The organism is Cytobacillus stercorigallinarum (assembly GCF_014836495.1).
In the GTDB taxonomy this organism is placed as follows: Bacteria; Bacillota; Bacilli; order Bacillales; family Cytobacillaceae; genus Cytobacillus; species Cytobacillus stercorigallinarum.
In genome coordinates this window covers 157,061-175,805 of sequence record NZ_JACSQT010000007.1, presented here as the reverse complement: position 1 = coordinate 175,805, position 18,745 = coordinate 157,061, and the positions used below count along the sequence as shown (strand labels likewise).

Sequence of the window (18,745 nt, the reverse complement as noted above, 5' to 3'; positions counted from 1 at the left end):
TTATTCCCCTTTTTTATAAAGTACAAAAGAGTAAACAGTCGGTATGATGACAATCATCACAATTAAAATAATCATGATGACAACCGGAGAAAAGTTGATAAACCCAGTGAGAATAATACCAAGACCACCAATAATCCATAAATACCCAGCTAATCGGTGAGTCTTATTCCAATTCTCCTCACTTGTCAGTGTCCATGGTAACTTGATTCCTACCGTGAAGTTTTGCTTGGTTTTTGGCATATAATTACCACAAATGATAATAATGAGTCCTACCAGTATAGGCGCAATCGTTTCAATGCGGATGTCATAGCCAAGTGCTTTGAATAAGGTGAGGGGTACGATGATAAGCGTCATAATTGGAATTAACCATATGATTAATTGCTTAAATGCTTTAGCGGTATTTTCTTTCTTTGGGTCATTATTAGTCATAAGAATAGTAAATAAGTGAATGGTGGCCATTAATAAAGGCAACCCCCACACAGCAATGGCTTTATGGGCAAAATTATCAGCTTCACCTGCTGTATTCCAATGGATAGCGATTTGATCAGGTAAATCAGGATATACAATCAAGCCAGGAATAATAGGGAGTAAACAAAGCAACGTCGTAATCACAAGTGTCTTATTCATTTTTTTTGTCATTTTCTTTCCCTCCAAATTGTGTAAACCACAGCATGATTTCTTCAAATACGGAAATATTCAATTCGTAGTAAATAAAGTTTTTATACTTGCTTTCAAGTATAAGGTCTGCCTTTTTTAGCTGTGATAAGTGATAAGAAATGGTTGCTCCTGTCATTTCGAAATGCTTTCCAATCTCACCGGCAGATAGCTTTTTATCTTTCAGTAAGACAAGAATCTCTCTGCGTACAGGGTCTGAAAGAGCTTTAAATGTTTCTGGAAACCCCACGATAACACCTCTATAATCTATTTAGAAATATCTCTAAATAGATTATATAACATGATATGTAAAAAATCACTATCTGTTTCGAAAAATTTCTAAATAGGTTTGGGTTGGGCTTTTAGTTTAGGAATATTCGTCAACTAATATTGAATGTATAGATCATTGATGTAAAAGGGGGCAATCGTTGGTAATCCCTTAAACGATATAGTATTGAAAGAAACGGTTAAAAAAACACGAAAAAATGTTCATGTTAAACCAACATTTTTTCGTGTTACAGATAGTTGCAGTGTTAATTAACGACGATGCTTTGTATCATTGCGAAGTATGCCATTAATACAAATAAAACAGAAGCTAAAAACGAAAGTGCAACATGTTGTTTCATTTTAAAGAGGATTAAACTGCCACCAAGGCAGCTGAGGGCAATGATACCGAATATAATGCTAGCTTCATTGAAAAGGAATGAAACTTTCATTCCTTCAAGTGTTCCTTGATAGAACAAATCTAATATCGGTGCATAGCCACTATGAACAATGAGATTGTCGATGTTCATTGGGGGAGACTGCTCATTAAACATACCTGTAAGGATAAAGATAATGGTTATGATAAGAAATTCTGCGCGAACCCATGGTTTCGTGTTGAACGAAGGCTCTCTTTTTAGGCGGTGTTTCATCCAAAACCCATTGATCAAAGCGAATAAAGTTAAAGGAATAACAAAAAGCTGTTTGAGCAATAGACCTTGACCATATGAGACCAATAATGCATCTTGATAATCTGTTTCAGCAGTCGTCACATTCGTTAGAAGAATACCACTTAAAACAATTAGTAAAAAGCAGATAATGGCTGTTGGATGGAACCACTTTAGAAAATGCACCCAACTAGTTATTTGCCGAGAAAACCAGGATACGACGAGTAATACTCCTGCCCAAGCAGAAACGGCAATCAAATGAATGGCATGGATTCCTATACCATAAACGCCTTGCATACTGCCAGCGTGACTTGACCAGGCGACACCGATGGTAAGAAGGAAGAGAAGAAACATTTCTCCAATAATGGAAACTTTTCTTCTATCCTCACCAAAAAGGGTAATGTAAAAGGCCAGGACGATACAAATGATGAATGTGAAAAGCCATGCATTCCCTACGCGGAAACTGAGTAATATATTTTCAATTGCCGAACCCAGACCATCCATTTTAGCGAGATGTGTAACTAATTGTATTAAGGGAATGAAAGATAATAAGGCAATCCCCATTGTTGCCACTAATTGTATTGATATGGATACATTTACAGGTGGCTTAGCATTTGCAGGCACCCATCGTAAAATAAAGGTGCCTGCAAGGAGAGCAAAACATAAATAGAGAAGTGCCTCACTCAAAATGGTTATAAAAAACATCGATTATTTTTTCCTTTTTAATAAGAAAATGGCAATAATCGCAACAATGGCAACAAGAATGATACCAATCAATAATCCGTTTGAGTTTGATTCTGTTTCATCCGCTGCGTTGTTGGATGGTGTTGTCTCGTCTTCTTCGACAGTTGGCTCCTCATTTTCTGTATATGGAGCAATTTCCTCTGTATCTTCTTCTACCTCTTCTTCAGGTACATTGACTGCAAAACCATAAGATTCTTGCATAATATGACCATCTACTCCGATGATTTCCCAGCTTACCGTATAATTACCATTAGCGATCGGTTCGGAGAAAGTAGCGATTAACTCATCTTCATTAACAGTGATGTCACTCGCTTCGACCACTTCCCCTTCACTATTTTCAATTTGCAAAGAAGCGTTATCTTCAATAACGGTATCAAAATATAATTGAATCGTATCTATTGATTCCGTAACAGTCGCACCATCTTCAGGGTTTGAACTGTCTAAATGAGTATGTGCGAAAGCAGTGTTTGTGCTAATAAATAAAATTGTCACTACGAACAGTAGCATAGATAATTTTTTCATCTCATAACCTCCAAAACTATTTTCGTAATTAGCGTACTAAATTGGGAAAGGAGATACAACCTTTTGCCTGTGTACGATTGGTGTCGTTTTTGTGACTTCTTAAGCAATGCTGTTATGACTAAAGTTATTATAGACTTTGCCCTTCACATAACGATTAAACACAATTAACTAGAAAGAAGAACACCAATGTAGAAAAAATGTAAGATTCATGACATTAATGTGTGGAAAATAAGGAATTTGTATGTAAATATTCTGTAACTAAATACTTAGGTTGTATGTCGAATCTCTTTTGTATTTCCATAAAAACCCTAATATATTTTACCATACATTCAAAAATGTTGTTTACATAAACTTTCACCGTTAAAATCTTAATTATAAAAGTATTCAAAAAAGGGGGAGAGTAATGAATCGAGTAGATGTAGCTTATTCAATGATTGTCGATGAAAACGAAGAAAATATCTTAATGGTAAAGAATAGTAAACATAATAATTGGTCCCCACCTGGTGGAGGGGTAGAGAAAGGCGAAACCTTACTAGAGGCAGCAATTAGAGAAGCGAAAGAAGAAACAGGTTTGGATATTGAAGTGGGTGATATTGTTGCGATTAATGAGGCCTTTATGGAAAAGGAAAATTTTCATGCCATCTTCTTTACGTTTAAGGCGAAAATCATAGGTGGAGAGATTGAAATAAATGATACGGAGACGATCGAAGAGGTGAGATGGATGAGCATAGCAGAAGCGGAGTCTTGGATGCCTTATCATCAAAAGGGTATTCGCTACTTATTAAAACAATCTGCCCTTTATTATTTTGAGGAAAATTAGTTTCGTATAAAATAATCTCCTGTGGCAAAAAATGTTAAAAAGGAGATGTATTTTATGAAAAAATTCGCCATCTTACTGCTTATATATTTCCTCGCTTGCCATGTAAGTCTTGAAAAGGCACATGCCGAAGAATATAAACATGATGCAAAAAATAGGGAGCAAGTGGTGAATCATTTTGTATTCGCTATTTTAAATGAAGAGGTAAGGAATGCTGCCGATGATTATTATAAAAAGGAGACGGTTATCCAATTTGACTGGCAGGCAAAAGACTATAACGTTGTAGAAATAAAGCAACGGAAGAAAGGTAATGAAATGGGCCATTCTTTTCTGATTAGTTTAACGGTTTTACCATATGATTATAATGAGTCTACTCAATTGGGTGTTGATACGATTACTTTTGGTATTTCACCTCAATCCTTACAAACACAGAAAAATAATAAGAGCTTGGCATCTACGGAAGTTGAGTTATTAGATTATAAACATAGAGAGGCTGTGTATGAAGAGAGTTAATTCAATGGAAGAGAGGCGATTGGGTTGAAAAAGATGTCTAGAGTGGTCGGATTCATAGCGGGATTAATGAATATGCTAATTTGGGCGATGTTTACTTTTTTTAACCCTTATTCTTCTGCTTTTGTTGGAATAGATACAGCATTATTAACATTCTTCTTGTTGGCACTCCCTGCTTTGTTCATTATGATATTTATTAGGGTCTCGAATCATTTCTTCATGCTCATTGCAGTTATTTGGTCATTGCCGTGCTCACTTTATTTTGCCTTAACCCCTGGAATCTTCGCTATAGCTGGTTTCGCTTGGTTATTATATTTACTAAGTTTTATTTTGATCACTATCTATAAGAAAAAAATAATTCAGCCAATCTGATTTGATAAATGAAGGAATAGATGATAGAATAATGAAAAAATTGAGGTGAAGAATGATGCCTATAAATAATGAATGCTCATTTTCACAATTTCATCATCATAAAACCTAGCTTTGCTATTTCGATCTGAAAAAATCGTAAATAGGAAGGCTATTTTCCATTCAACCGTATTTGATTAAGTTCACACTTATATCAAGTGCGGTTTTTTTATTATAAAAAAAGGAGAATGAGGCATGAAGAAAATGCAAGAACGAAATGTAAAAGGGACTCAAGATTATTTACCGGAAGTGGCAAAGGTGAGAAGAGACATTACTCGAACACTGGAGGATGTATTCGTTCAATATGGGTGTGAACCGCTAGAGACACCTATACTGAATTATTCAAAATTAATGGCATCCAAATATAGCGGTGGAGATGAGATCCTGAAGGAAATGTACAATTTAACCGACAGAGGACAAAGAGAGTTGGCTCTGAGATATGACTTAACCATTCCATTTGCTAAATTGATAGCGATGAATCCTCAATTGAAGATGCCATTTAAGCGTTATGAGATTGGGAAAGTATTTCGGGATGGCCCTATTAAAACGGGGAGACTTAGGGAGTTTACCCAATGTGATGTGGATGTGACTGGTATTGAAAGTCAGATGGCAGAAGCGGAGTTAATGCTCATGGCTCTTGATGCTTTTGAGAGAATTGGCCTTCAAGTGGAGATTCAATATAATAATCGCAAATACCTAAGCGGAATGTTGACACTCTTTGGAGTCGATAAACCTCAACTCAATCAAGTGATATTGGTCATAGATAAACTGTATAAGATTGGTGTCGATGGTGTGATGAAAGAACTTAATAATATCAATCTCTCAGGAAATACATTAAATAGGATTCAAAGTTTTTTAGAAGAAGGTGAAAATACAACGTTATATTCTATTGGATCTTATAAATCCACAGAAGTACAAGAAGGGGTTAAAGAAATCACTGAATTAGAAAGTTTTTTGCAGGCTTTATCTATAGAGAAACAATGTAAATTTAATCCTTTTTTAGCGAGAGGCTTAGAAATTTACACCGGCACTATTTATGAAATTTTTCTTGTGGATAAAACAATTACATCAAGTATTGGTAGTGGAGGAAGGTACGATCAAACGATTGGAGGCCTCATTGGCACAAATGAAACCATGCCAACAGTAGGAATATCTTTTGGTTTAGATGTCATTTCTACAGCATTCATAGCGAAAAATATTCAGGTTTTTAGCCCCGCTACAGTTGATTATTATGTGATACCACTCAGTAAAAATATCGAGGCATTAAGAGTAGCCAATCACTTAAGGAAAAAAGGATACAGTGTATTACTAGAAATGAATACAATTAAGCTTCGCAAAGCCCTTGAACGTGCAAATAAAGAAAGTATAAAAAAAGTCATTATTATTGGAGAAAATGAAGTGAAGAACAATAAGTACTATGTGAAAGATATGGGGACGGGGGAGGAGATAGAAGTAGCTTTTCTTTTTAATTGAAAATTTGAAACGAAAAAGAACTTTGGTCGTCTTAAGGGTATGGAGGAAATAGAGGTGATGGGGTGACGGGGGATAAGGAAATTTCTTTTAATCAGGAACATGATATTTGGTTCGAACAGGTTATGGATAATTATGGTGAAGCATTGACAAAGTTAGCCTTCAACTATTTAAAGGATTGGAATTTAGCAGAAGATGTGATTCAAGATGTTTTTATTATTTGCTATAAGCATTATGACAAATTAGAAGAAATACACTCTTTAAAGGCTTGGTTGTACAGGGTGACGATTAATAAGAGTAAAGATATACTAAAGCACTCTAATAGAAAAAGAATGATTTTCAATTCGAGTATACTAGAATTTAAACAAGGTAAAGAGCGATCTCCTGAGACACAAATGATTCATAACAATGAACGATTGTTCTTATCAGCCTCTGTATTATCACTACCTATTAAGTATCGTGAAGTTATCATCTTATATTATTATGACGGGCTTTCAATTGCGGAAATGAGTCATATCCTCAAGCTGAATGAAAACACTTTGAAAACAAGATTAAAAAGAGCGAGGGCAAAATTAAGGGTATTGATGGAGGGGGGAGAGGCGAATGGAAAAGGAATTAAAACAGCTAAGAGAAACAATGGATAGCTCTATGTTAAAAGGGGAACATTTTACCACTACACAGAAATTGAAAATTAAAGAAAAAATAAAATCTGAGTATCAACCAAAGAAACGTGTTAAAAGTAAATTTCCTCTTTACATCGCTACAATAGCAACTACTTTTTTTATTATATTTGTATTAGCTAAACAGCCTATTTCTATAAAAATGGTTAATATGATGATAGATGGGGATATATGGGATATTAGGCATACTTTTAGTATTAATAGTCGTGAATTGTTCTCAGTCTTCCCTGATCCCAATTTAACGGTTAATGGTGAATATAGTTATTTATTTTCTTTCAAAGAACCTTTTGAAAAGTATGAGGGAAAGGATCTAGCCATCTATGCTATAAATAAAAGAAATGGAGAGAGAATAACTATATTACCATCCAAGATCATTACCCAAGCTTCATCTGGATACGAAAGTTTGAATCGATTTACCACAGTATTTGCGTTACCTGAACCAGGCATATGGAAATTAGAAATTCAATTTGATAATCAATATTATGGGGATGTTGTTTTATCTGTTCCAGATGATAATTTACCTCTTTTCGTAACTAAAGATGAAATTCGAAAAATTGATTGGAATCAGAAAGCGATAAGATTTAAAGAAAATATGATAGGTAATGAAAATAAAACTGGTATTATAGGTGCGGATTTACCAAGTGTTGAACATAATCAAAAGTGGATGTGGCATTTATGGGGGATAAAGAACCCAACAGAAACAGAATTAACTGTAGTCGGATATCATAAAGGTTCGAAAACGACGCATCAAATATTAACGACAGGCTGGTCAATTGACTTATCGAGTAGTAATAATGAAGCAGATGCCCACGCCCCTTCATCTGTAAAATTACCAAAAACCGGACAATGGGCAATCCTTATATACACAAATGAAAAACTATTTGACACTATCATATTAAATATTAAATGAAGTTGATTGAAGAAATAGTTCTGTTTATTCAGGACTATTTTTTTATAATTTAACTATTATTGAAAGATAAATAGATATTTAACACATAACTTATTGTTAGGCAAATTGGTATTAAGGAAAATACCCTAGTAGGGGTTTTGTAAAGAAATTAAATGATAATGTAGAAGTAAGTAATTATGATTTGATGCTTACGAAGGTTAAATTCCTTGTTGATTATAAATGGTATAGCTTTTTATTACATAATATACGCTTTTAGATATTATGTAGTATGTAAAAAATGTAAAATAACATGTAATAAGCCCTATAAAAAGAATGAACCCTTATAGGGCTCTGGGAGAAAATAGTATTAGATCTATAAAGTAGTAATGATGCTTCTCGCACCGATAATTACTGTTATGCCCAAGCTAGTTGTGAGTAATTTGAAAATAATTTTTAACAATTTACTTACCACCTTTGTATGAATTTATTCCTAATAATGATAATATAAATAAATAATAATTCCTGTTTTTTTTCATATATGAAAATCGGAGGATACTATGAATAAAATTGGTCATGTATTTAGAACAATACGGCTGGCAAAAAACCTCTCATTAAAAGATATAGCACAAGGAAATATTAGTGTCTCATTTTTATCAAAATTCGAACGTGATGAATCAGATATTTCCCTTTCTAAGTTCTATTCATTACTTAATAAAATGAATATAACATTAGAAGAATTTCGTTTTATTGCAAATGATTACAAGCTTATGGAACACGAAGTCATGTTAGATAACGTAAGATCTGCGTATGAAAGTAATAATATTATCTTATTAGAAACACTTAAAAAAAAGGAATTAGCAAAATATAGTGAAACCAAAAGAAATACATATAAACTTAATTCAATAATGATTAGTGCCTTAATTTGTGATTTGAGAAATCAATACGATATATCAGCTGAAGATAAAACATATTTGAGTGATTATTTGCTGTCTGTGGAAACATGGGGTTATTATGAAAATATTTTGTTTGGGAATTCTTTAAGTATTTTAACACTTGATTCGGTTATTTTATTTTCGAAAGAGATACTTAAAAGATCCAAACTTTATATGAATTTAAATGTAAATAGAGATGAAGTTGTAGGCATCTTATTAAATGCAACTGTTTTTTGTATTGAAGGTAACAGGATGTCAGAATCATTATATTTTATCAAGATAGTAGATGAAATGCTTGAAAATAAAGTACTATATTTTGAGAAAACTAAACTATTATTCTTAAAAGGTTTGTACGATATAAAAACACAGAAAAAAGAAAAAGGAATTGAAAAGTGTAAAAGTGCGATACAAATTATGCATGATTTAGGTTCAATTTTATTAGCAGTAAACCACGAAGAATATTTAGAGAAATTTTTAGAAAATTAGTGTTTTCAAATATGACATGAATTTTTTCTACATAGAAAGTTGAGTTAAAATATTGAATAACTAGAACTCACACTATAGCAAGTAGGGAGGTCAAAAAATATATTAAACCCATTTTTAAGTAGAAATAAGAAACTCAATTCAAATATAGAAAGATGGACTCGTTATGTCACAGAGATTGAATGAAAAGGAATTAGATGCCGTTATTGATATTCTTAAAGATGTTGTGAATGTTCATAAAACGCTGTTTGATGATTTACGACCAATGCACGAGGAGAACCCTAATCATCAAATGTTTTTGTTGCAGAGGGAAAAAGTGGAGTTTTATCAGACGATTATCCATAAGTTAAATCAGCAACATAGAAAAGTGAATTGATGTTCGGTAACTAGTCAAATGAATCTGTCTTCATTGAAGAACCACACAAATTTTTGTGTGGTTCCCTTTTTGTATGGCGTGGAAGCCAAAGTAAGTCCCCTTTATTATCCAAGTATTATACTCTATTTTTTTTGGAAGGCTTTTAGCAAGAATGAGAGTGTATGCCCCACTACAACAGCAGATATTTGGAATATCTATGGTGTTGTCGTTGTTCAATCCTTGTAAAGATATGGCTATTCTTGTTGATTCCTTACTACCTGAACCACCTTCTACCAGTAATGTCTACCTTCTATTTTAAAATCCTTCAGATGTTAATTAAGGTTTCATTTTACTTCTATCAGTTAAATGTCTAATATAAAGTTAATAGGAAAGGGATGAAGCAATGCATTCATTAGTTTTTCAAGAAAAATGGGCCTCTACTTTATCGGATAAGGACCGCAAAGAGATTGAGGGGATTTTTAGTCGTTCTGTCCCTCATCTACATAAGGAAATGATTGATTTTACCCCTATTTGGCAAGCAAAAAATCATAGAGGGGACTTATTGATATCAGTACTGATTCAAAATACAACGAAAGAGGCTTTTGTTTTAGAGCATACTCATATGTTTTATTTAGCCGAAGATGGTACACGACTTGCTCAACATATTTTTACAACGAATCAAATGCTTGTTGAGCCAAACACGTCAATGCCATGGACATTTATATTTCCGGGGGCGGGGGATGTACTTGAAAAGGGTGTGGGAAGGTTAGTTTTAGAAGAATAAAAGCCATCTCTATCTGAATGGAGATGGCTTGTTTCATTTTTATTTTCCGGGCTTAAAGTTAATTTTCATTGCTTTGGCCATGTTTACTGGTAAGTCTGTATTTTCCATTGTGCCAGTAAACAGTTCTGACCCTGGGCCATAAGTGTAAACGGGGATATCAATTCCTGTATGGGCGGTGCTTGTCCAACCGACAGATGCCCTTTCTGAAATGATTTGATTGATAGAAGAAGCTGGATTATCAGCATTTTTGATTGCTTTGACTTCAGCTTTCGTTAAATCAATCGCTGCATATTCTTTTAACACTTTCTTAGCGTTTGTCCGTTTCTTATTAAGTTTGGAAGCCATATAGTCACCTGTAGCCGTCACATCTCGTAACATTTCCACATTAGCACTTCCATTACCATAACCTCCGACAGACATTCCGCCAGTATCATGATCACCCGCTACAACAACAAGCGTATTGCCATCTTTCTTAGCGAAATCCATTGCTTCAATGACAGCTTCTTCAAATGCTTCGCTGTCTTTCATTGCCCATGCCGCATCATTTGCATGTCCTGCCCAGTCAATTTGACTTCCTTCAACCATTAAGAAGAAGCCATTTTTATTCTTTTTCAATGTATCAATAGCCGTTTCTGTCATGTCTGCTAGACTAGGTTGTTGTGTGCCCTCGCGATCAAGTTCCGGGGCCATCCCTTCTTCGGCGAATAAACCAAGCACTTTATTCGTTTTCTTCACACGATCCAATTCTCTTTTATTTGTAACTAATTGGTAGCCGTCGTCTTTTGCTTCATCAATTAATTCGTCAGTAAAGTATTTTTGTCCTCCACCTAAGATAACATCCACATCATTGTCGAGTAATTGAGGGGCAATATCTGCTTCATCTGCACGAGAAGCGACATGTGAAGCGAAAGCTGCTGGAGTCGCATGGGTAATCGTTGAAGTGGCAACTAGCCCAGATGATTTCCCTTTCCTTTCTGTTTCTTCCAATATCGTTTTTAGTTCTTTACCAGTTGGATCGGTGCTTATCATACCATTATTGGTCTTTACGCCAGTTGCCATTGCTGTTCCGGCAGCTGCTGAATCTGTAATATTGGAGTTCGCTGAGTATGTACGTTGCATCGCGATGTTCATCGAGTCAAGAACGGTATCCTCACCTTTGTACCAACGATAGTTTGTTGCATAGGCCGCGGAAAAACCGTCAGGAATAAGGAAAATGACATTTTGTGCTTTATCTTTTCCCTTTGGCTTCCCTTTCGCTGCAACTTCTTGCTCAGGTAGTACGGTAGAGATGCCCCCGACAGCAATGGTAGATACAAGAGCGAGTGACAATAGTTTCTTTTTCCAAGTCTTTTTCAACATGTTTCTTCCCCCCTAAATGGTTTGTACAAGATAACTATAAGGTCGAATTTTTAACGGTTGATAAAGAGAGGATGAAAAAAGAGTAAAGAAGAAAAAAATGGGTAATTAGTTGCGGAAAACAGTGATTTGGTATGATTTTTACGGTTAAAAGGAAAGGATGCTTACTGAATCAGTTGTGGCAATCGCACTTTTGTTCTAAATTATGTAAAAGTTGCGTGAAGGAGGTGTGAAGGGCATTTACACTTATGAATAATGATCGAGATTAGTAGGAGGGAAGCCACTACTAAACTCGATTGTCTGTCATAATCATATTTCTAAGCTCATGTTCCATTATAGAAACAAAGTCATCTTCTTTCCAAATGGTGAATGTTTCTTTTATATCATACTGTGATAATAATGAGTTAACGATTTGATAGCCAAGATAATAGCCTAAGCGGGTCTGATTAAAGGTTTTCCCGCCGTTAATAGAAAACCATTCTTTAAAAATAGTATGACTGTCGTTAATAGTCCTCATATCACAAAGAAACTGTGTGGCGATCAAACGTTCATTTTCTTGAGCGAAGTCTAGCCATTTTCTATCTTCTTCAAAGGCGAAATGTTCGTCTAAACGTGCTTCTACTAATAGCGTGGATAGGGTTGTTGCGATGCCTTCTTGTAAAAGCCATGTATAGGGGTGAGTCCAATTGACAAGATGCCAATCTTGCGAATAGATGTCATTATATAAATGGTGCATGACATGTCCAAACTCATGGGCAATAATAATTTTTATATAAGTTTCGTTATAGGGGATTTTTTCTAAACAAAAGGCCACATCAGGATGATATTGCTGATACACAAAGGCATTGCTTCCGTATAAGCCGACGAGCAAACGGACTGTTTTAGTATAATTTACATCAAACATCGCTTCATATCTTTGAAGTATTTTTGGTATGTGTTCAAGAAATAAGTCTCTCATCGATAAAAGTTCTGGTAGCTTAGGAGGGTGTTTCTTCAATGCGGCTCGTTTTTTTGTCTCAATATGTAAACAATGGTGGGAGAAATAAACATCATAGTCTGCTTGAAATTGATGATAATACTGATCTAACTATTCAGGTGTGGGCTGATAATGGTTCACAAAATCTTCAACTCTATCAACGATTCTCAACTAATGCTGCCTCCTTATTATTGTTATGCTAATAAAGTGTTCGCTTCTCATCTATTAGATTCCTTCCATTTTCAGTAAGTGAAAAGGAAATCTCAGAGCAGAGGCGAATATTTTAGCAAGAAGGAGCTGATAAAGAAATGAAGGAACGTGTAGTAAGAATAGGAACGACTTATCTACCTGTAATAGATGTGGAACAATCAGCAAAGTGGTATCAACAACATCTGGGTGCAAATGTTAATTATCAAGATCAACATAAAGCCATTCTCGATTTAGCGAATCAAAGTATATTTTTAGTAAAAGCAGAAAGCGGAGAACGCTCCCAATTTGTTGACATAGAAGGAAGAGAACATTTTTCTGTTACTTTTGAAGTGGACGGGCTAGCTGAGCTGGAAAGATTGCATGCCCTTTTTCGAGAGGAAAATGTGTGGGTAGGGGCAATTGAAGATCGTGGTCATGCGGGTAAGAACTTTATCTTTTGCGATTGTAATGGCAATCAATTTGATGTTTGGAGTGAGTTAAGTCCGGCGTTTAAACAAAGGAGGACGGATGTCATCTATGATTGAGATGATAAACGAGAATAATAGAGAAAGAGTGAGTGACTTTTTTTCAAAACATTGGGGCACGACAGAGATGGTTCTCTCCTCTGGCGTCTATCATTGTGATGAGCTGGATGGCTATGTATATAAGGGTACTAAAGGTGAGATTGTTGGCCTAGTGACTTACATAAGGCATAATGAAGAAATATATGAAGTCATTTCGTTAGACAGTGTAGATGAAGGACAGGGGATTGGTTCAAGTTTAATGTTTGTTATTGAAGAAAAGGCAAGAGGATTTGGGGCAAAGGCGGTTCAACTCATCACAACGAATGATAATCTACATGCATTATCTTTTTATCAAAAACGTGGCTATGTATTAAAATCACTTTATCCAAACGCAGTAGAGATAGCGCGAACAATTAAACCTTCCATACCATTTGTAGCAAGTAATGGTATTCCCATCCGAGATGAATTGTTATTATATAAACAGCTTTCATAGTATCTTTTTTAAACGATTGGTAAAGTAAAAATTTTTTGCCGTGATATTGGCGATGGAGAAGTTGATTATAAAATTAAGGATTGGCTCAGATAGTTGCCTTTAATATTGGCTGGGGAAAAGTAATTGAATAGTCATATTATTGAAAGGAAAAGCGCTCTATTAAGTGGGGGAGGCTTTTCCTTTTTTGTATTTATAAAAAGTATTGCATACCTTCATTTATTTGTGTATATTGTATATAAAGTATATATACAATATGTTGGTGAGGGGCAATGATGCAAATAATCATTTCTAATCAATCGAAAGAACCGATTTATGAACAAATTTGTGTCCAAGTGAAGACGCAAATATTAAAAGGGGAGCTTGAGGCAGGTGAGGCATTGCCATCTATGCGGCAGCTAGCGAAAGATCTGGGCATCAGTGTTATTACAACGAAGCGTGCTTATGAGGAACTTGAGAAAAATGGCTTTATTTACTCCGTTGTTGGTAAAGGATCATTCGTATCCGAACAAAATAACGAAATGATGAAAGAACGAAAAATGAAGGTAATCGAGGAACAATTACTATCTGCCGTGGAAAATAGTAAGGAAATAGGCATTCCGCTTACTGAATTAATCGAATTACTTACATTACTATACAGGGAGGAAAACTAAATGGAGAATGTAATTGAGTTACAAGGCGTCAATAAAATGCTTGGAAGTTTTCAATTAACTGACATGAACCTAACTGTGAAAAAAGGGTTTATTACTGGGTTTATCGGGGGAAACGGAGTAGGAAAGTCAACGACGATTAAGTTGATGATGAATTTACTGCAACCGGACAAAGGCGTCGTGAAGGTCTTTGGACTTGAATATAAACAACATGAAAAAGAAATCAAACAACGGATTGGCTTTGTTTTTGATGAGAATGTCTACTATGAACATATCACTCTCGCTCAATTGCGCAAACTTCTGCGCCCAGCCTATCATAATTGGGATGATGCATTGTTTGATGAATATGTAAGAAAATTTGAGCTACCTTTAAAGAAAAAAATTAAGACATTCTCTAAAGGCATGTTAATGAAAACTTCATTAACGATTGCATTATCGCATCATGCTGAACTGATTATTATGGATGAACCCACATCTGGCTTAGATCCAGTTTTTCGCCGAGAATTACTAGATATTTTACAAGAAATCATGGCAGATGGGACGAAGACAATCTTTTTCTCAACCCATATTACGTCGGATTTAGATAAAATAGCGGATTATATTACATTCATTCATAATGGGGAACATGTCTTTACAAAAGAAGCTTTTCGCATTGAAGAAGATTATGCCATTGTGAAGGGTGGTATCGAGTTATTAGATCGCGATACGGAAAAAGAGTTCATTGGCATCCGCAAATCTTCATCAGGTTTTGAAGCTTTAACAGCTAATAAAAAGAAGATTCATGACGTATTTGGTGATTTGGTCGTCACGGAAAAACCATCTATTGAAGATCTAATGTTTTACACGAAAAAGGGGGCAGAAACGTATGTTTAACTTGCTAAAAAAAGATTTTATTTTACAGAAGAATACGATGATTTTATTGCTACCTATCTTTATCCTCTTCTTAACACAAAATACATCTAGCATCTGGAATGCGCTCATATTCAGTATTGCTTTGGCGATGAATGCATTTGCCCTCGATGAAAAACCGCAGATTAATAAAATGCTGAATGCCCTGCCATATACAAGAAAAGAAATCGTAAGCTCGAAATATTTTGGTACACTTTTATACACTGTGTTAGTTGTTTTGGTCGTCTTTGCTTGGGATATTTTGGTTCATTCGACGTTTACAGGCTGGAAAGAGACATTACTTATTTTCGGTCTTGTGATGTTGGCAATTTCTTTCCTATTTCCGTTTTCTTATCAATTTAAGAGTCAATATTTATTAATTGGTACACTTGGGTTATTTGGGATAATTATGGTAGTAGCGAGGATTTTTGACTTGAATATGGCTGGGACTTTAATGTCTACTTTTGAGTATATAGTTTCATTAAATGGTAGTGAAATACTGCTTCTCGCTGTATTAGTGAGTTTCGTTTATTTGATTTCTTGGGCGATCTCATTGACTATTTATAGTCGGAAAGTATTCTAACTCATAATGGGGTGTTCGGAAGATGACAAAAGAGTATCTTTATAAACAACCGAAGACGATTCTCAATAAAGGAACTGGCTATCTTTCAGGCTACACACATACACTGAATCCTTATACGGGCTGTACATTTGGCTGTGCTTATTGTTATGTAAGGCAAATGCCTGTTTCCCTTTTTCGTAAAGGGGAATGGGGTGAGTGGGTCGATGTGAAAAAGGAAGCTGCTCTGTTGTTAGACAAAGAATTGAACAGGGAAAAGAAGAAAGGAAGCGTCAGGATATTCATGTCATCAAGTATGGACCCATATCAACCAGTGGAGTATAAAGAAGAAGTCACGAGGTCGCTTTTAGAAGTCTTTGTCAGCAATCCAGCAGATTTCCTCCTTATTCAAACACGAAGCCCGCTCGTCACGAGAGATATTGATTTATTAAAAAAATTGGGAGACAAAGTACGTGTTAGTATGACAATTGAAACGGATGATGAGGAAATCCGTAAGCATTTTTCACCCGAAGCACCACCCATTCAGGCGAGAATGAACGCCTTGAAAAAAATAGCAGAGGCCAATATTCCCACACAAGTAGCGATTGCCCCCTTACCCGGGGAGGTCTGATGGATACGTGAAGTACACTTCATAACCTGCTTAGAGATAAGCAGCTGAACCATCAGAAGTCAGCCGAGGTCATAGTACGAATCGGTTTAGAACGATTCGGAAGGACTGAACAATTAAGAGAGAATAGCCCTTGGCATTCATTGAGTCATGATGAACACAGAAAACGAAGTACCTCACTTGAGGAAGGAAACGGTGAATTCCGTGGGGGTCCCTGTGGAGGGTGGAGTGACCATTGGCATAAGAAGATCAGCTATTCACGGAAGGAAGAATAACGATGCTTTTGAATCAAATCCTATCACGGGAGAATATGTTTCAAGCGTTAAAACGAGTAGAATAAAGGAAGCCACGGAGTAGATATGATGCCCGTACAAAACCTACGACCGCACATAGTCGAAAACTGGTCAACCATTAAAGAGGAGATTCTTGAGGGAACCTATAAGCCAATGCCTGTCGGAAGAATCGAAATCCCGAAACCTGATGGCGGTGTTCGGTTATTAGGTATCCCTACTGTGACAGACCGATTGATTCAACAAGCAATTACACAAGTACTAACGCAGATATATGACCCGATATTTTCCGAACATAGTTATGGCTTTCGACCAAATCGAAGTGCACATGACACAGTAAGAAAAGCAAAAGGATATATCAAAGATGGATACAGATGGGTAGTAGACATGGATTTGGAAAAGTTCTTTGATAAAGTAAATCATGATAAACTCATGAGCATACTAGCGAAGAAACTCACTGTTAAACCACTATTGAAGCTCATTTGAAAATATTTACAAGCTGGTGTCATGATATACGGTGTTGTTTCAAGTACAAAGATAGGAACACCACAAGGTGGACCACTGAGCCCATTACTTTCTAACATCATTCTTGATGAACTAGATAAAGAATTGGAACACAGAAGGCATAAATTCGTTCGTTACGCAGATGATTGTAATATCTACGTAAAATCGAAACGAGCAGGAGAACGAGCAATGGCTGGCGTTCAGCGATTCATTGAGGGAAAACTCGCCTAAAGGTGAATGAGAAGAAGTCAGCAGTAGAACGACCATGGAAACGAAAGTTTCTAGGGTTTAGCTATACAGCTTCAAAAGAGCCGAAAATTCGTATCGCAAAAGAAAGCCTAAAACGAATGAAGAAGAAAGTACGTGAAATCACTTCAAGGAAGATGCCCTATCCATATCGGATTGAGAAACTGAACCAATATTCAATGGGATGGTGTGGATATTTTGCATTGGCAGACACGCAATCAATCTTCAGGAAAATAGATGGTTGGACAAGAAGAAGGCTTCGCATGTGCTTGTGGAAGAACTGGAAAAACCCAAGGACTAGAGTGAGAAACCTTAGCCAACTAGGGATACCGAAAGAAAAGGCCTACGAATAGGGAAATAGCCGAAAAGGTTATTGGCGTATCTCGAACAGTCCAATATTACACAAAACCCTGGGAAACTCTTATTGGAGTAACCAAGGGCTTAAAAGTCTACAAGGTCGTTATGAAACTTTGCGTTAATTATCTTAATTGAACCGCCGTATACGGAACCGTACGTACGGTGGTGTGAGAGGTCGGGAGTTAATCACTCCCTCCTACTCGATTATTTTTAAAAGAAGTAGCGTCTTTACTAAGGAAAGAAGTGAGCAGAGTGGAAATGACAAATCGGATTTAAGAGTTAAAGTAAGCAATGCAAAAGGAGGTATTGGGGCTGATTAAAGAAAGATTGGGGATGTAAGCAACGCAAAAGTTAGTATCAAAGCAAATAGAAGAAAGTATGAGGATATAAGCAATGTAAAAGGAAGTATCGAAGCCAATAGAAGAAAGTTTGGTATGAGCAACGAAAAAGAGAGTATCCAAGCAAATAGAGGAAATCTTGAGGATATAAGCAACGCAAAAGTGAGTATTAAAGTAAATAGAGGAAATCTTGAGGATATAAGCATCGTAAAAAGAAGTATCAAGGCAAATAGAAGAAAGATTAAGGGTATAAGCAACGCAAAAGTGAGTATCGAAGCAAATAGAAGAAAGATTAAAGATGTAAGCAATGCAAAAGGGGGTATCGAAGCAAATAGAAGAAAGTTTGAGGATGTGAGCAACGCAAAAGGAAGTATTAAAGCAAATAGAAGAAAGATTAAGGGTATAAGCAACGCAAAAGTGAGTATCGAAGCAAATAGAGGAAATCTTGAGGATATAAGCAACGCAAAAGCGAGTATCGAAGCAAATAGAAGAAAGCTTGAGGATGTGAGCAACGCAAAAGGAAGTATTAAAGCAAATAGAAGAAAGATTAAGGGTATAAGCAACGCAAAAGTG

At 35.8% G+C, this 18,745-nt stretch carries 22 protein-coding genes and 2 pseudogenes; 18 read left to right on the top strand and 6 right to left on the bottom strand.

Annotated features, from left to right (window positions below):
• The 4 genes from H9655_RS15015 to H9655_RS15000 form a co-directional block, all read right to left on the bottom strand.
• The gene (locus tag H9655_RS15015) at positions 1 to 639 is read right to left on the bottom strand and encodes an SdpI family protein (protein WP_191815415.1); all 639 of its coding nucleotides are present in this window, start codon (positions 637 to 639) and stop codon (positions 1 to 3) included.
• Positions 620 to 904: an autorepressor SdpR family transcription factor gene (locus tag H9655_RS15010; RefSeq protein WP_191815413.1), complete on the bottom strand. Its 285-nt coding sequence runs from the start codon at positions 902 to 904 to the stop codon at positions 620 to 622. Before H9655_RS15010 ends, H9655_RS15015 begins: the two co-directional genes overlap by 20 nt.
• A 283-nt stretch (positions 905 to 1,187) precedes the next feature.
• Positions 1,188 to 2,288 (bottom strand): copper resistance D family protein, encoded by a 1,101-nt coding sequence (locus H9655_RS15005; protein ID WP_191815410.1) that lies wholly within the window; start codon positions 2,286 to 2,288, stop codon positions 1,188 to 1,190.
• Between the two features lie 3 nt (positions 2,289 to 2,291).
• Positions 2,292 to 2,849, bottom strand: coding sequence for a copper resistance CopC family protein (locus tag H9655_RS15000; RefSeq protein ID WP_191815408.1), 558 nt, complete (start codon positions 2,847 to 2,849; stop codon positions 2,292 to 2,294).
• 403 nt (positions 2,850 to 3,252) lie between these two features.
• Here H9655_RS15000 and H9655_RS14995 point away from each other — a divergent pair, with 403 nt between their 5' ends.
• The 9 genes from H9655_RS14995 (at position 3,253) to H9655_RS14955 (ending at position 10,177) form a co-directional block, all read left to right on the top strand.
• Positions 3,253 to 3,669 (top strand): NUDIX domain-containing protein, encoded by a 417-nt coding sequence (locus H9655_RS14995; protein ID WP_191815406.1) that lies wholly within the window; start codon positions 3,253 to 3,255, stop codon positions 3,667 to 3,669.
• Between the two features lie 54 nt (positions 3,670 to 3,723).
• The gene (locus H9655_RS14990) at positions 3,724 to 4,179 is read left to right on the top strand and encodes a DUF3888 domain-containing protein (RefSeq protein ID WP_191815404.1); all 456 of its coding nucleotides are present in this window, start codon (positions 3,724 to 3,726) and stop codon (positions 4,177 to 4,179) included.
• 24 nt (positions 4,180 to 4,203) lie between these two features.
• On the top strand, positions 4,204 to 4,548 hold the full coding sequence (locus H9655_RS14985; protein ID WP_191815401.1) for a hypothetical protein: 345 nt from the start codon (positions 4,204 to 4,206) through the stop codon (positions 4,546 to 4,548).
• 231 nt (positions 4,549 to 4,779) lie between these two features.
• Positions 4,780 to 6,057, top strand: coding sequence for a histidine--tRNA ligase (locus H9655_RS14980; RefSeq protein WP_318245495.1), 1,278 nt, complete (start codon positions 4,780 to 4,782; stop codon positions 6,055 to 6,057).
• A 62-nt stretch (positions 6,058 to 6,119) separates the two neighbouring features.
• Positions 6,120 to 6,698, top strand: coding sequence for a sigma-70 family RNA polymerase sigma factor (locus tag H9655_RS14975; protein ID WP_318245494.1), 579 nt, complete (start codon positions 6,120 to 6,122; stop codon positions 6,696 to 6,698).
• Positions 6,658 to 7,644, top strand: a complete 987-nt coding sequence (locus H9655_RS14970; RefSeq protein ID WP_191815399.1) for a DUF4871 domain-containing protein — start codon at positions 6,658 to 6,660, stop codon at positions 7,642 to 7,644. Before H9655_RS14975 ends, H9655_RS14970 begins: the two co-directional genes overlap by 41 nt.
• A 536-nt stretch (positions 7,645 to 8,180) precedes the next feature.
• The gene (locus tag H9655_RS14965) at positions 8,181 to 9,041 is read left to right on the top strand and encodes a helix-turn-helix domain-containing protein (RefSeq protein WP_191815397.1); all 861 of its coding nucleotides are present in this window, start codon (positions 8,181 to 8,183) and stop codon (positions 9,039 to 9,041) included.
• Positions 9,042 to 9,204: 163 nt separating this feature from the next.
• On the top strand, positions 9,205 to 9,414 hold the full coding sequence (locus H9655_RS14960) for a hypothetical protein (RefSeq protein ID WP_191815395.1): 210 nt from the start codon (positions 9,205 to 9,207) through the stop codon (positions 9,412 to 9,414).
• A 382-nt stretch (positions 9,415 to 9,796) separates the two neighbouring features.
• A complete protein-coding gene (locus tag H9655_RS14955; protein ID WP_191815393.1) occupies positions 9,797 to 10,177 on the top strand; it encodes an SLAP domain-containing protein in 381 nt (126 codons plus the stop codon).
• A gap of 39 nt (positions 10,178 to 10,216) precedes the next feature.
• On the opposite strand, the gene H9655_RS14950 is transcribed toward H9655_RS14955, so the two are convergent.
• Positions 10,217 to 11,536, bottom strand: coding sequence for an alkaline phosphatase (locus tag H9655_RS14950; protein ID WP_191815391.1), 1,320 nt, complete (start codon positions 11,534 to 11,536; stop codon positions 10,217 to 10,219).
• A 283-nt stretch (positions 11,537 to 11,819) separates the two neighbouring features.
• Complete coding sequence (locus tag H9655_RS14945) at positions 11,820 to 12,530, bottom strand: hypothetical protein (RefSeq protein WP_225230664.1); 711 nt, start codon at positions 12,528 to 12,530, stop codon at positions 11,820 to 11,822.
• On the opposite strand from H9655_RS14945, the gene H9655_RS14940 reads away from it, so the two are divergent.
• From H9655_RS14940 to H9655_RS14900, 9 genes and pseudogenes are all read left to right on the top strand, one after another.
• Positions 12,530 to 12,712 carry a hypothetical protein gene (locus H9655_RS14940; RefSeq protein ID WP_191815387.1) on the top strand — a complete coding sequence of 61 codons (183 nt, stop codon included), beginning with the start codon at positions 12,530 to 12,532 and terminating at the stop codon, positions 12,710 to 12,712. The two genes, H9655_RS14945 and H9655_RS14940, sit on opposite strands and share 1 nt — an antisense overlap.
• A 105-nt stretch (positions 12,713 to 12,817) precedes the next feature.
• Positions 12,818 to 13,243, top strand: coding sequence for a VOC family protein (locus tag H9655_RS14935; protein ID WP_191815385.1), 426 nt, complete (start codon positions 12,818 to 12,820; stop codon positions 13,241 to 13,243).
• Positions 13,236 to 13,715, top strand: coding sequence for a GNAT family N-acetyltransferase (locus tag H9655_RS14930; protein WP_191815564.1), 480 nt, complete (start codon positions 13,236 to 13,238; stop codon positions 13,713 to 13,715). The genes H9655_RS14935 and H9655_RS14930 overlap by 8 nt, the downstream gene beginning before the upstream one ends.
• Before the next feature lie 272 nt (positions 13,716 to 13,987).
• A complete protein-coding gene (locus tag H9655_RS14925; RefSeq protein ID WP_191815383.1) occupies positions 13,988 to 14,365 on the top strand; it encodes a GntR family transcriptional regulator in 378 nt (125 codons plus the stop codon).
• The gene (locus tag H9655_RS14920; RefSeq protein ID WP_191815381.1) at positions 14,366 to 15,235 is read left to right on the top strand and encodes an ABC transporter ATP-binding protein; all 870 of its coding nucleotides are present in this window, start codon (positions 14,366 to 14,368) and stop codon (positions 15,233 to 15,235) included.
• Positions 15,228 to 15,833 carry an ABC-2 transporter permease gene (locus H9655_RS14915; RefSeq protein WP_191815379.1) on the top strand — a complete coding sequence of 202 codons (606 nt, stop codon included), beginning with the start codon at positions 15,228 to 15,230 and terminating at the stop codon, positions 15,831 to 15,833. The genes H9655_RS14920 and H9655_RS14915 overlap by 8 nt, the downstream gene beginning before the upstream one ends.
• 22 nt (positions 15,834 to 15,855) lie before the next feature.
• Positions 15,856 to 16,425: pseudogene (locus H9655_RS14910) on the top strand (radical SAM protein); the annotation flags it as partial.
• Positions 16,426 to 16,714: 289 nt separating this feature from the next.
• A pseudogene (ltrA, locus tag H9655_RS14905) lies at positions 16,715 to 17,956 on the top strand (group II intron reverse transcriptase/maturase).
• A gap of 312 nt (positions 17,957 to 18,268) precedes the next feature.
• On the top strand, positions 18,269 to 18,745 hold a 477-nt coding region (locus tag H9655_RS14900; RefSeq protein ID WP_191815375.1), incomplete at its 3' end, for a hypothetical protein.

Excerpts from the sequence above, each read along its gene's own strand:
- H9655_RS15015 (WP_191815415.1), bottom strand. The coding sequence starts at position 639 with ATGACAAAAAAAATGAATAAGACACTTGTGATTACGACGTTGCTTTGT.
- H9655_RS15005 (WP_191815410.1), bottom strand. The coding sequence starts at position 2,288 with ATGTTTTTTATAACCATTTTGAGTGAGGCACTTCTCTATTTATGTTTT.
- H9655_RS15000 (WP_191815408.1), bottom strand. The coding sequence starts at position 2,849 with ATGAAAAAATTATCTATGCTACTGTTCGTAGTGACAATTTTATTTATT.
- H9655_RS14995 (WP_191815406.1), top strand. The coding sequence starts at position 3,253 with ATGAATCGAGTAGATGTAGCTTATTCAATGATTGTCGATGAAAACGAA.
- H9655_RS14990 (WP_191815404.1), top strand. The coding sequence starts at position 3,724 with ATGAAAAAATTCGCCATCTTACTGCTTATATATTTCCTCGCTTGCCAT.
- H9655_RS14980 (WP_318245495.1), top strand. The coding sequence starts at position 4,780 with ATGAAGAAAATGCAAGAACGAAATGTAAAAGGGACTCAAGATTATTTA.
- H9655_RS14970 (WP_191815399.1), top strand. The coding sequence starts at position 6,658 with ATGGAAAAGGAATTAAAACAGCTAAGAGAAACAATGGATAGCTCTATG.
- H9655_RS14965 (WP_191815397.1), top strand. The coding sequence starts at position 8,181 with ATGAATAAAATTGGTCATGTATTTAGAACAATACGGCTGGCAAAAAAC.
- H9655_RS14960 (WP_191815395.1), top strand. The coding sequence starts at position 9,205 with ATGTCACAGAGATTGAATGAAAAGGAATTAGATGCCGTTATTGATATT.
- H9655_RS14955 (WP_191815393.1), top strand. The coding sequence starts at position 9,797 with ATGCATTCATTAGTTTTTCAAGAAAAATGGGCCTCTACTTTATCGGAT.
- H9655_RS14950 (WP_191815391.1), bottom strand. The coding sequence starts at position 11,536 with ATGTTGAAAAAGACTTGGAAAAAGAAACTATTGTCACTCGCTCTTGTA.
- H9655_RS14940 (WP_191815387.1), top strand. The coding sequence starts at position 12,530 with ATGCGGCTCGTTTTTTTGTCTCAATATGTAAACAATGGTGGGAGAAAT.
- H9655_RS14935 (WP_191815385.1), top strand. The coding sequence starts at position 12,818 with ATGAAGGAACGTGTAGTAAGAATAGGAACGACTTATCTACCTGTAATA.
- H9655_RS14930 (WP_191815564.1), top strand. The coding sequence starts at position 13,236 with ATGATTGAGATGATAAACGAGAATAATAGAGAAAGAGTGAGTGACTTT.
- H9655_RS14925 (WP_191815383.1), top strand. The coding sequence starts at position 13,988 with ATGCAAATAATCATTTCTAATCAATCGAAAGAACCGATTTATGAACAA.
- H9655_RS14920 (WP_191815381.1), top strand. The coding sequence starts at position 14,366 with ATGGAGAATGTAATTGAGTTACAAGGCGTCAATAAAATGCTTGGAAGT.
- H9655_RS14915 (WP_191815379.1), top strand. The coding sequence starts at position 15,228 with ATGTTTAACTTGCTAAAAAAAGATTTTATTTTACAGAAGAATACGATG.